We start from the raw sequence: 12,072 nt of genomic DNA, 5'->3' as shown, positions 1-12,072 counted from the left end.
GCACCGGATGCAGCACGCGATGGGGGCTCCGTTGCCGCCGCCCGACCCCTCGGGCCGCACGCCCGCCGCCGGTCGACCTCCCGTACCCCCCGTGCCTCCCACGGCACAGGGCGGGCATCAGGCCCCGCATCCGCACGCCCCGCACCCCCAGGCCCCGCACCCGCAGGCCCCGCATCCCCAGCAGCCGCACCACGCCCCGCCGCAGGCACCCGGCGCGGCCGCCCCGTACTCCTCGCCGCCCGCGCCCGGCTGGGGCGCTCCGGGCATACCCGGGCACCCCGGCTCGCCCGTGCCCCCGCCGCACGACGTCACCGGCCACGTGCCGCTGCCGCCCGTCGCCGTCCCCGCACCGCCGCAGGCCGGGCCCGGCACCGGCGCCGCGACGCTGGCCGTGCTGCTCATCGGCCCCGCCGGCGCGGGCAAGACCACCGTCGCCCGCCACTGGGCCGCCCGCCGCCGCGTGCCGACCGCGCACATCAGCCTTGACGACGTCCGCGAATGGGTCTGCTCCGGTTTCGCCGACCCCCAGTCGGGCTGGAACGAGCACTCCGAGGCGCAGTATCGTCTCGCCCGCCGCACCTGCGGCTTCGCCGCCCGCAACTTCCTGGCCAACGGCATCTCCTGCATCCTCGACGACGCCGTCTTCCCCGACCGCCCGGTCGTCGGCCTCGGCGGCTGGAAGCGCCATGTGGGCCCGGGGCTGCTCCCGGTCGTCCTGCTGCCCGGCCTGGAGATCGTCCTGGAGCGCAACGCCGAACGCAGCGGGAACCGGCGGCTCTCGGACGAGGAGGTCGCCTCCATACACGGCCGGATGGCCGGCTGGTACGGCTCCGGCCTGCCGATCATCGACAACTCGACGTACGACGTCGAGACCACCGCCCGCGTCCTCGACGAGGTCCTCGCCCGCTCCCTGGCGAGCCCGCCCGCCTGGTGACCTGCCGGACGAACGAGGGGCCCCGGTCGGCCGCTCTGAGCGGGCCGGGACGCCCGGCCCCTCGTAGGCTCGGAACATGTCAGAGGTGTTTGCTGACCGCCGAGTGCGGCTGCGCGACCGGTGCGCGGCGGCCGGCAGCCAGGCGGCCCTGGTCTCCCGCCCCGCCAACGTCCGCTATCTCGCGGGCGGTTCGCCCACCGGCGCCGTCCTGCTGCTCGGACCGGACGAGGACGTCCTGCTCTGCCCCACCGCGCCCGGCGGCGATCCGGCCGACGGGCGCCTCGACGAGCTGCTCCGCCAGGCCGTGCTGCCCGTGGCGGGCGGCGACCCGGCGGTCGCGGCCGTCGACTTCGCCCGCAAGGCGGGCGCGGAGGGCCTCGCCGTCGAGGAGCACCATCTGACCGTGGCCCGGCACCGTGCGATGGGCTCCGTCGCGCCGCAGCTCCAGCTCGCCGATCTCGGCGGAGCCGTCGAGCAGCTCAGGATCGTCAAGGACGAGGACGAGATCGCCTGTCTGCGGATCGCCGCCGAGATCGCCGACCAGGCCCTCGGGGAGCTCCTCGAATCCATCCTGGTGGGCCGGACCGAGCGCCACCTCGCCCTTGAGCTGGAGCGGCGCCTGGTCGACCACGGCGCGGACGGCGCTGCCTTCCCGACCTCCGTCGGCACCGGACCGAACTCCGGGCGCGGTGGCCACAAGCCCTCGGACCGGCGGGTCGAGGAGGGAGATTTCCTCTCCGTCTGCCTGGGCGCCACCTACCGCGGCTACCGTTGCGAGATCGGGCGTACGTTCGTCATCGGGACCACGCCCGCGGACTGGCAGATCGACCTGTACGACCTCGTCTTCGCCGCTCAGCGGGCCGGCCGGGAGTCGCTCGTCCCCGGCGCCGAGTACCGCGACGTGGACCGCGCGGCCCGCCAGATCATCGACGCCGCGGGCCATGCGGAAGCCGTCCCGCCGGTCACCGGGCACGGCGTCGGCCTCGAAATCGACGAGGACCCGCAGCTCGCACCCGCGGCCATGGGTAAACTGGACGCTTGTGTGCCGGTCACCGTCGAGCCGGGGGTCCACCTCCCGGGCCGGGGCGGGGTCCGGATCGATGACACGCTCGTCGTGCGCCAGGAGGCGGACGGCGGACCCGAGCTACTCACCATTACGACCAAGGAGCTGCTCGCGCTGTAGGGCGCGTACGCCTCCCTGGTCCCACGTCAGTCCAGGAGATTCCGCAACCGTGGCTTCCACGAACGACCTCAAGAACGGCATGGTGCTCAAGCTCGACGGGGGCCAGCTCTGGTCCGTCGTCGAGTTCCAGCACGTCAAGCCCGGCAAGGGCCCGGCCTTCGTGCGCACCAAGCTCAAGAACGTGCTCTCCGGCAAGGTGGTCGACAAGACCTTCAACGCCGGTGTGAAGGTCGAGACGGCCACCATCGACCGCCGCGACATGCAGTTCTCGTACATGGACGGCGAGTACTTCGTCTTCATGGACATGGACACGTACGACCAGCTCATGGTCGACCGCAAGTCCGTCGGCGACGCCGCCAACTTCCTGATCGAGGGCTTCACCGCCTCGGTCGCGCAGCACGAGGGCGCGGTGCTCTACGTCGAGCTCCCGGCCGCCGTCGAGCTGACCATCCAGCACACGGACCCGGGCGTCCAGGGCGACCGCTCCACCGGCGGCACCAAGCCCGCCACGCTGGAGACCGGTCACGAGATCCAGGTCCCGCTCTTCATCACCACCGGTGAGAAGATCAAGGTCGACACCCGCACGAGCGACTACCTCGGCCGGGTGAACAGCTAACCGTGGCTGCCCGCAGCAACGCCCGTAAGCGCGCCTTCCAGATCCTCTTCGAGGCCGACCAGCGCGGCGCGTCCGTGCAGCAGGTCCTCGCGGACTGGGTCCGGCACGCCCGGTCCGACGACCGCCAGCCGGCCGTCAACGAGTTCACGATGCAGCTGGTCGAGGGGTACGCGGAGTACGCGAACCGGATCGACGAGCTCATCGCCACCTACGCGGTGGACTGGGACCTGGACCGGATGCCGGTCGCCGACCGGAACATCGTGCGCCTCGGGGCGTACGAGCTGATCTGGCTGGACGAGACGCCGGACGCCGTGGCGATCGACGAGGCCGTGCAGCTCGCCAAGGAGTTCTCCACGGACGAGTCGCCGACCTTCGTCAACGGCCTGCTGGCCCGCTTCAAGGACCTGAAGCCGCGCCTGCGCCGGACTCCGGACGCCTGAGCGGCCCGTAGACACGCCGAAGGGGCCTGTGGCACATCATGTGCCACAGGCCCCTTCGGCGTCTCCTGGTGCCCCCGTGGAGCGCGAAACCGCCGGGGCGGGGGCGGTCCGAAGACCGTCCCCGCCCCGGCGGCAACGTTTCTGCTCGGTTCTGCTCAGCTGTCCTCGTGGGCGACCGCGCGCCGCGCGTCCGCGTCGAGGACGCCCCAGCTGATGAGCTGCTCGGTCAGGACCGAGGGCGACTGGTCGTAGATGACGGCGAGCGTGCGCAGGTCGTCCTGGCGGATCGACAGCACCTTGCCGTTGTAGTCGCCGCGCTGCGACTGGATCGTCGCCGCGTAGCGCTGGAGCGGGCCCGCCTTCTCCTGCGGGACGTGCGCCAGGCGCTCCAGGTCGAGGACGAGCTTCGGCGGGGGCTCGGCGGCCCCGCCCGGGGTCGTGCCGGGCAGGAGCTCCTGCACCGGGACGCCGTAGAAGTCCGCCAGCTCGGCGAGGCGCTGCACCGTCACGGCGCGGTCACCACGCTCGTACGAGCCGACCACGACGGCCTTCCAGCGGCCCTGGGACTTCTCTTCCACACCGTGGAGGGAAAGGCCCTGCTGGGTGCGGATGGCACGGAGCTTGGCCCCGAGCTGCTTTGCGTATTCGCTGGACATATAGCTCCCCGGACGCTGGTCGCTGTAGACAACGTGCGGCTCCGCCGCGTGGCTGGTAACTCACTGTGAGGTTACGCAGCGTTACTCTTTCCCGTCAAGCCGAATGGTCCATACCGCCCCCTCTCGGGGGACGGCGCCCGGAGTGGCGCCGGGGTGGTGAGCAGGGCGGTCACCCGCCCCTGGTAGAGTCGATGGCGCAAATCCGACGTCCTTTAAGGTCCGTCCCGTGAGGCGGAGAAGGAGGTCCGTTTCATATGGACACACAGCAGCACTCCGATGCGGCACGCCCTGTTCTCGAGGGCCCCGACATCGCGCGGGTCCTGACCCGCATCGCCCACGAGATCGTCGAGCGCGCCAAGGGCGCCGACGACGTGGTCCTCCTCGGCATCCCGACGCGGGGCGTGTTCCTCGCCCGCCGGCTGGCCGACAAGCTCGCCGAGATCACCGGCCGCAAGATCCCGGTCGGCTCCCTCGACATCACCATGTACCGCGACGACCTGCGGATGAAGCCCGCCCGCGCGCTCGGCCGCACCGAGATCCCCGGTGACGGCATCGACGGCCGCCTGGTCGTCCTGGTCGACGACGTGCTCTTCTCCGGCCGCACCATCCGCGCCGCGCTCGACGCGCTCGGCGACATCGGCCGCCCGCGCGCCGTGCAGCTCGCGGTCCTCGTCGACCGCGGCCACCGCGAACTCCCGATCCGCGCCGACTACGTCGGCAAGAACCTGCCCACGTCGCTGCGCGAGACGGTCAAGGTCCAGCTCGCCGAGGAGGACGGTCGCGACACCGTGCTGCTCGGCAGCAAGACCACCGACTAGCCGGTCCGGCACCCGACGGGTCCAGGGCACACCCCTGCGTGCCCGCACCCCGACGGGCCTCTTGGGGACACCCCCAGGCCCCACACCTCCCGACCACGGAGCACACCCCGATGATGCGTCACCTCATCTCGGCCGCCGACCTCACCCGCGACGACGCCGTCCTCATCCTCGACACCGCCGAGGAGATGGCCCGGGTCGCCGACCGGCCGATCAAGAAGCTGCCCACCCTGCGCGGCCGGACCATCTGCAACCTCTTCTTCGAGGACTCCACCCGCACCCGGATCTCCTTCGAGGCCGCCGAGAAGCGCCTCTCCGCCGACGTGATCAACTTCGCGGCCAAGGGCTCCAGCGTCTCCAAGGGCGAGTCCCTCAAGGACACCGCCCAGACCCTGGAGGCGATGGGCGTCGACGCCGTCGTCATCCGCCACGGCGCCTCCGGCGCCCCGTACCGGCTCGCCACCTCCGGCTGGATCGACGCCCCCGTCATCAACGCCGGCGACGGCACCCACCAGCACCCCACCCAGGCCCTGCTCGACGCCTTCACCATGCGCCGCCGCCTCGTCGGCCGCGACGCCGGCCTCGGCCAGGACCTCGCGGGCAAGCGCATCACCCTCGTCGGAGACGTCCTGCACAGCCGGGTCGCCCGCTCCAACGTCGACCTGCTGCACACCCTCGGCGCCGAGGTCACCCTGGTGGCCCCGCCCACCCTCGTCCCCGTCGGCGTCGAGACCTGGCCCTGCGAGGTCAGCTACGACCTCGACAGCGTGCTGCCGAAGTCCGACGCGGTGATGATGCTGCGTGTGCAGCGCGAGCGGATGAACGCGGCCTTCTTCCCGACCGAGCGCGAGTACTCGCGGCGGTACGGGCTCGACGGCCACCGGATGGCGAAGATGCCCGAGCACGCCATCGTCATGCACCCCGGCCCGATGGTCCGCGGCATGGAGATCACCGCCGAGGTCGCCGACTCCGACCGCTGCACGGTCGTCGAGCAGGTCGCCAACGGCGTCTCCGTCCGCATGGCCGTCCTCTACCTGCTGCTCGGCGGCTCCGAGCCGGCCGCCACCGCCACCGCCACCCGTACCGAGGAGAGCAAGTAATCATGAGCAAGATCCTTATTCGCGGTGCCAAGGTGCTGGGCGGCGAGCCGCAGGACGTCCTGATCGAGGGCGAGACCATCGCCGAGGTCGGTACGGGCCTGTCGGCCGAGGGCGCGACGGTGATCGAGGCCGAGGGCCAGATCCTGCTGCCCGGCCTGGTCGACCTCCACACCCACCTGCGCGAGCCCGGCCGCGAGGACTCCGAGACCGTCCTCACCGGCACCCGCGCCGCCGCCTCCGGCGGCTTCACCGCCGTCTTCGCCATGGCCAACACCTTCCCGGTCGCCGACACCGCCGGCGTGGTCGAGCAGGTCTACCGCCTCGGCAAGGAGTCCGGCTACTGCGACGTGCAGCCCATCGGCGCCGTCACGGTCGGCCTGGAGGGCAAGAAGCTCGCCGAGCTCGGCGCCATGCACGACTCCGCCGCCGGCGTCACGGTCTTCTCCGACGACGGCAAGTGCGTCGACGACGCCGTGATCATGCGCCGCGCCCTGGAGTACGTGAAGGCCTTCGGCGGCGTCGTCGCCCAGCACGCCCAGGAGCCCCGCCTCACCGAGGGCGCCCAGATGAACGAGGGCATCGTCTCCGCCGAGCTGGGTCTCGGCGGCTGGCCGGCCGTCGCCGAGGAGTCGATCATCGCCCGCGACGTGCTCCTCGCCGAGCACGTCGGCTCCCGCGTCCACATCTGCCACCTGTCGACCGCCGGCTCCGTGGAGATCGTCCGCTGGGCCAAGTCGCGCGGCATCGACGTCACCGCCGAGGTCACGCCCCACCACCTCCTCCTGACCGACGAGATGGTGCGCTCGTACAACCCCGTCTACAAGGTCAACCCGCCGCTGCGCACCGAGCGTGACGTGATGGCGCTCCGCGAGGCCCTGGCCGACGGCACCATCGACATCGTCGCCACCGACCACGCCCCGCACCCGCACGAGGACAAGGACTGCGAGTGGGCCGCGGCCGCCATGGGCATGGTCGGCCTGGAGACCGCGCTCTCCGTCGTCCAGCAGACGATGGTCGAGACCGGGCTGCTCGACTGGGCCGGCGTCGCCGACCGGATGTCCGTCAAGCCGGCCGCCATCGGGCGGGCCGAGGGCCACGGACGCCCCGTCTCGGCTGGTGAGCCCGCGAACCTGACCCTGGTCGATCCGGCATACCGTGGTCTCGTGGACCCCGCGGGCTTCGCCTCCCGCAGCCGCAACACCCCCTACGAGGGCCGCGAACTGCCGGGACGCATCACCCACACCTTCCTGCGGGGCCGGGCAACGCTCGTCGACGGGAAGCTGGCGTGACACTCATCGAACTGGCCGCCGAGGCCGAGAAGAAGTCGGCGGAAGTGACCGACTGGGCCGGGCGGATCGGCTGGGTCGCGGGACTCCTGCTCTTCATCGCCTTCGTCTACTGGCTGATGCGCCAGGGATGGAAGTGGCGCGGCAGCCTCCAGTCGGACCTGCCCGAACTGCCGGGAATGCCCGAGAGCGCCGGTGAGGCGAAACTGTCCCTGAGCGGGCGGTACCACGGCTCGACCACGGCCGGGCAGTGGCTCGACCGGATCGTCGCCCACGGCCTCGGCACCCGCAGCCGCGTCGAGCTCACGCTCGACGACGCGGGGATCGCGGTCGTACGCCCCGGCGCGAACGACTTCTTCATCCCGGCCGAGGCCCTCCGCGAGGCCCGGCTCGACAAGGGCATCGCGGGCAAGGTCCTCGCCGAGGGCGGGCTGCTGATCGTCACGTGGGCGCACGGCGAGAAGCTCCTCGACTCCGGCTTCCGGTCCGACCGGGCGGCGGAGCACACCGCCTGGGTCGAGGCCGTCAACAGCATGATCAAGACTACGGAAGGCACCGCACGATGACGACCTCCACCAGGGGAACCGCCAAGGCTCCCGCCGTACTCGTCCTGGAGGACGGCCGCATCTTCCGCGGCCGCGCCTACGGGGCCGTGGGGGAGACCTTCGGCGAGGCCGTGTTCTCCACCGGCATGACCGGCTACCAGGAGACCCTCACCGACCCGTCGTACCACCGCCAGGTCGTCGTGATGACCGCCCCGCACGTCGGCAACACCGGCGTCAACGACGAGGACCCCGAGTCCTCCCGCATCTGGGTCTCCGGCTACGTCGTCCGCGACCCCGCCCGCGTCTCCTCCAACTGGCGCGCCAAGCGCTCGCTGGACGAGGAGCTCGCCGCCCAGGGCGTCGTCGGCATCTCCGGCATCGACACCCGCGCCCTCACCCGCCACCTGCGCGAGAGCGGCGCCATGCGCGTCGGCATCTTCTCCGGCAACGCGCTGCCCGACGAGGGCACCATGCTCGCCGAGGTCCGCCAGGCCCCCGAGATGAAGGGTGCCGACCTCTCCGCCGAGGTCGCCACCAAGGAGACGTACGTCGTCCCCGCGATCGGCACCAAGAAGTTCACCGTCGCCGCCGTCGACCTCGGCATCAAGGGCATGACCCCGCACCGGATGGCCGAACGCGGCATCGAGGTCCACGTCCTGCCCGCCACCGCCACCGTCGAGGACGTGTACGCGGTGCAGCCGGACGGCGTGTTCTTCTCGAACGGCCCCGGCGACCCGGCCACCGCCGACCACCCGGTCTCCGTCATGCGCGCCGTCCTGGAGCGCAAGACGCCGCTCTTCGGCATCTGCTTCGGCAACCAGATCCTCGGCCGCGCCCTCGGCTTCGGCACCTACAAGCTGAAGTACGGCCACCGCGGCATCAACCAGCCCGTCCAGGATCGTACGACCGGCAAGGTCGAGGTCACCGCGCACAACCACGGCTTCGCCGTCGACGCGCCCCTCGACAAGGTCTCCGACACCCCCTACGGGCGTGCCGAGGTCTCCCACGTCTGCCTGAACGACAACGTCGTGGAAGGCCTCCAGCTGCTCGACCAGCCGGCCTTCTCCGTCCAGTACCACCCCGAGGCGGCCGCGGGCCCGCACGACGCCGCGTACCTCTTCGACCGCTTCGTATCCCTGATGGAGGCCGAGCGTGCCTAAGCGCACCGATATCCAGTCCGTCCTGGTCATCGGCTCCGGCCCGATCGTCATCGGCCAGGCCGCCGAGTTCGACTACTCCGGAACCCAGGCCTGCCGGATCCTCAAGGCCGAGGGCCTGCGGGTGATCCTGGTCAACTCCAACCCGGCCACGATCATGACCGACCCGGAGATCGCCGACGCCACGTACGTCGAGCCGATCACCCCCGAGTTCGTCGAGAAGATCATCGCCAAGGAGCGCCCCGACGCGCTCCTGCCCACCCTCGGTGGCCAGACCGCGCTCAACACCGCGATCTCCATGCACGAGCAGGGTGTCCTGGAGAAGTACGGCGTCGAGCTCATCGGCGCCAACGTGGAGGCCATCCACAAGGGCGAGGACCGCGACCTGTTCAAGGGCGTCGTCGAGGCCGTCAAGGCCAAGATCGGCTACGGCGAGTCCGCCCGCTCGGTCATCTGCCACTCCATGGACGACGTCATCGCGGGCGTCGACACGCTCGGCGGCTACCCCGTCGTCGTCCGCCCCTCCTTCACGATGGGCGGCGCCGGCTCCGGCTTCGCCCACGACGAGGAGGAGCTGCGCCGCATCGCCGGCCAGGGCCTCACGCTCTCCCCGACCACCGAGGTGCTCCTGGAGGAGTCCATCCTCGGCTGGAAGGAGTACGAGCTGGAGCTCATGCGCGACCGGAACGACAACGTCGTGGTCGTCTGCTCCATCGAGAACTTCGACCCGATGGGCGTCCACACCGGTGACTCGATCACCGTCGCCCCGGCGATGACGCTCACCGACCGCGAGTACCAGCGGCTGCGCGACATCGGCATCGCGATCATCCGCGAGGTCGGCGTCGACACCGGCGGCTGCAACATCCAGTTCGCGGTCAACCCGGACGACGGCCGGATCATCGTCATCGAGATGAACCCGCGCGTCTCCCGCTCCTCCGCCCTCGCCTCCAAGGCGACCGGCTTCCCGATCGCGAAGATCGCGGCGCGTCTCGCCGTCGGCTACACGCTGGACGAGATCCCCAACGACATCACGGAGAAGACCCCGGCGTCCTTCGAGCCCACGCTCGACTACGTCGTCGTCAAGGCTCCGCGCTTCGCCTTCGAGAAGTTCCCGCAGGCCGACTCCTCCCTCACCACGACCATGAAGTCGGTCGGCGAGGCCATGGCGATCGGCCGCAACTTCACCGAGGCGCTGCAGAAGGCCCTGCGCTCCCTGGAGAAGAAGGGCTCGCAGTTCGCCTTCACCGGCGAGCCCGGCGACAAGGCCGAGCTGCTGCGCGAGGCGGTCCGCCCGACCGACGGCCGGATCAACACCGTCATGCAGGCCATCCGCGCCGGGGCCACCCCCGAGGAGGTCTTCGACGCGACCAAGATCGACCCCTGGTTCGTCGACCAGCTCTTCCTCATCAAGGAGCTCGCCGACGACCTCGCCGCCGCCGAGAAGCTCGAGCCCGAACTGCTCGCCGAGGCCAAGCGCCACGGCTTCTCCGACGCCCAGATCGCCGACATCCGCGGTCTGCGCGAGGACGTCGTCCGCGAGGTCCGGCACGCGCTCGGCGTCCGCCCGGTCTACAAGACGGTCGACACCTGCGCCGCCGAGTTCGCCGCCAAGACCCCGTACTTCTACTCCTCGTACGACGAGGAGAGCGAGGTCGCGCCGCGCACCAAGCCCGCCGTGATCATCCTGGGCTCCGGCCCGAACCGCATCGGCCAGGGCATCGAGTTCGACTACTCCTGCGTCCACGCCTCCTTCGCGCTTCACGACGCGGGCTACGAGACCGTGATGGTCAACTGCAACCCGGAGACCGTCTCGACGGACTACGACACCTCCGACCGCCTCTACTTCGAGCCGCTCACGCTCGAGGACGTGCTCGAGATCGTCCACGCGGAGACGCTGGCCGGACCCGTCGCCGGTGTCGTCGTCCAGCTCGGCGGCCAGACCCCGCTGGGCCTCTCCCAGGCGCTCAAGGACAACGGCGTGCCGGTCGTCGGCACCTCCCCGGAGGCCATCCACGCCGCCGAGGACCGCGGCGCCTTCGGCCAAGTCCTCGCCGAGGCCGGCCTGCCCGCGCCCAAGCACGGCACCGCGACCACCTTCGCCGGGGCCAAGGCCATCGCCGACGAGATCGGCTACCCCGTCCTCGTACGCCCCTCGTACGTGCTCGGCGGCCGCGGCATGGAGATCGTCTACGACGAGGCCCGCCTGGAGTCGTACATCGCCGAGTCCACCGAGATCAGCCCCACCCGGCCGGTCCTGGTCGACCGCTTCCTCGACGACGCCATCGAGATCGACGTCGACGCCCTCTACGACGGCCACGAGCTCTACCTCGGCGGCGTCATGGAGCACATCGAGGAGGCCGGCATCCACTCCGGCGACTCGGCCTGCGCCCTGCCCCCGATCACCCTCGGCGGCCACGACATCAAGCGCCTGCGCACCTCCACGGAGGCCATCGCCAAGGGCGTCGGCGTGCGCGGACTGATCAACATCCAGTTCGCCATGGCCGGGGACATCCTCTACGTCCTGGAGGCCAACCCGCGCGCCTCCCGGACCGTCCCCTTCACCTCCAAGGCGACCGCCGTGCCGCTCGCGAAGGCCGCCGCCCGCATCTCGCTGGGCGCCACCATCGCCGAGCTGCGCGCCGAGGGCCTGCTGCCGAGGACCGGCGACGGCGGCACCCTGCCGATCGACGCGCCGATCTCCGTCAAGGAGGCCGTGATGCCGTGGACCCGCTTCCGCGACATCCACGGACGCGGCGTCGACACCATCCTCGGCCCGGAGATGCGCTCCACCGGCGAGGTCATGGGCATCGACTCCGTCTTCGGCACGGCGTACGCCAAGTCGCAGGCCGGCGCCTACGGCCCGCTGCCCACCAAGGGCCGCGCGTTCATCTCCGTCGCCAACCGCGACAAGCGCTCGATGATCTTCCCGGCGCGCGAGCTGGTCGCCCACGGCTTCGAGCTGATGGCCACCTCGGGCACGGCGGAGGTGCTGCGGCGCAACGGCATCAACGCCACCGTCGTCCGCAAGCTCAGCGACGGCGAGGGCCCCAACGGCGAGAAGACGATCGTCCAGCTGATCCACGACGGCCAGGTCGACCTGATCGTCAACACCCCGTACGGCACCGGCGGCCGCCTCGACGGCTACGAGATCCGTACGGCGGCGGTGGCCCGCTCCGTCCCGTGCCTCACCACGGTCCAGGCGCTCGCCGCCGCGGTCCAGGGCATCGAGGCGCTCGGCCACGGCGACGTCGGCGTCCGCTCGCTCCAGGAACACGCGGAGCACCTGACCGCGGCCCGCGACTAGCAACCCACGAGGGGGACACCGGAAACGGTGTCCCCC

General features: G+C 71.3%; 11 protein-coding genes. 10 read left to right on the top strand and 1 reads right to left on the bottom strand.

The annotated features are described in order from the left end of the window. Positions 1 to 7 precede the first annotated feature (7 nt). The 4 genes from ACWCO8_RS20300 (at position 8) to nusB (ending at position 3,173) form a co-directional block, all read left to right on the top strand. A complete protein-coding gene (locus ACWCO8_RS20300) occupies positions 8 to 934 on the top strand; it encodes an AAA family ATPase (RefSeq protein ID WP_451033405.1) in 927 nt (308 codons plus the stop codon). Positions 935 to 1,010: 76 nt separating this feature from the next. Continuing rightward, a complete protein-coding gene (locus tag ACWCO8_RS20295) occupies positions 1,011 to 2,117 on the top strand; it encodes an aminopeptidase P family protein (protein ID WP_451033404.1) in 1,107 nt (368 codons plus the stop codon). A 49-nt stretch (positions 2,118 to 2,166) separates the two neighbouring features. Further along, positions 2,167 to 2,733, top strand: a complete 567-nt coding sequence (efp, locus tag ACWCO8_RS20290; protein WP_362004842.1) for an elongation factor P — start codon at positions 2,167 to 2,169, stop codon at positions 2,731 to 2,733. A 2-nt stretch (positions 2,734 to 2,735) separates the two neighbouring features. Next, on the top strand, positions 2,736 to 3,173 hold the full coding sequence (nusB, locus tag ACWCO8_RS20285; RefSeq protein ID WP_362004844.1) for a transcription antitermination factor NusB: 438 nt from the start codon (positions 2,736 to 2,738) through the stop codon (positions 3,171 to 3,173). A gap of 155 nt (positions 3,174 to 3,328) precedes the next feature. Here the strand turns inward: nusB and bldD are convergent, their stop codons facing one another. Beyond that, positions 3,329 to 3,829 carry a transcriptional regulator BldD gene (gene bldD, locus ACWCO8_RS20280; protein ID WP_030214967.1) on the bottom strand — a complete coding sequence of 167 codons (501 nt, stop codon included), beginning with the start codon at positions 3,827 to 3,829 and terminating at the stop codon, positions 3,329 to 3,331. Between the two features lie 254 nt (positions 3,830 to 4,083). Here bldD and pyrR point away from each other — a divergent pair, with 254 nt between their 5' ends. The 6 genes from pyrR (at position 4,084) to carB (ending at position 12,036) form a co-directional block, all read left to right on the top strand. Further along, the gene (pyrR, locus tag ACWCO8_RS20275; RefSeq protein ID WP_362004847.1) at positions 4,084 to 4,647 is read left to right on the top strand and encodes a bifunctional pyr operon transcriptional regulator/uracil phosphoribosyltransferase PyrR; all 564 of its coding nucleotides are present in this window, start codon (positions 4,084 to 4,086) and stop codon (positions 4,645 to 4,647) included. Between the two features lie 110 nt (positions 4,648 to 4,757). Next, positions 4,758 to 5,744 carry an aspartate carbamoyltransferase catalytic subunit gene (locus ACWCO8_RS20270; RefSeq protein ID WP_451033403.1) on the top strand — a complete coding sequence of 329 codons (987 nt, stop codon included), beginning with the start codon at positions 4,758 to 4,760 and terminating at the stop codon, positions 5,742 to 5,744. A gap of 2 nt (positions 5,745 to 5,746) precedes the next feature. Next, the gene (locus tag ACWCO8_RS20265) at positions 5,747 to 7,033 is read left to right on the top strand and encodes a dihydroorotase (RefSeq protein WP_451033402.1); all 1,287 of its coding nucleotides are present in this window, start codon (positions 5,747 to 5,749) and stop codon (positions 7,031 to 7,033) included. Next, complete coding sequence (locus ACWCO8_RS20260) at positions 7,030 to 7,596, top strand: PH-like domain-containing protein (RefSeq protein WP_362004855.1); 567 nt, start codon at positions 7,030 to 7,032, stop codon at positions 7,594 to 7,596. The genes ACWCO8_RS20265 and ACWCO8_RS20260 overlap by 4 nt, the downstream gene beginning before the upstream one ends. Then, positions 7,593 to 8,735, top strand: coding sequence for a glutamine-hydrolyzing carbamoyl-phosphate synthase small subunit (carA, locus tag ACWCO8_RS20255; RefSeq protein WP_362004858.1), 1,143 nt, complete (start codon positions 7,593 to 7,595; stop codon positions 8,733 to 8,735). Before ACWCO8_RS20260 ends, carA begins: the two co-directional genes overlap by 4 nt. Next, a complete protein-coding gene (gene carB / locus ACWCO8_RS20250; RefSeq protein ID WP_451033401.1) occupies positions 8,728 to 12,036 on the top strand; it encodes a carbamoyl-phosphate synthase large subunit in 3,309 nt (1,102 codons plus the stop codon). Before carA ends, carB begins: the two co-directional genes overlap by 8 nt. The last annotated feature ends 36 nt before the right edge of the window (positions 12,037 to 12,072 follow it).

The sequence above is a fragment of the Streptomyces sp. NPDC001927 genome (assembly GCF_053594455.1).
The sequence above is the reverse complement of the archived record's forward strand: the minus strand, read 5'-3'. Positions and strand labels throughout refer to the sequence as shown.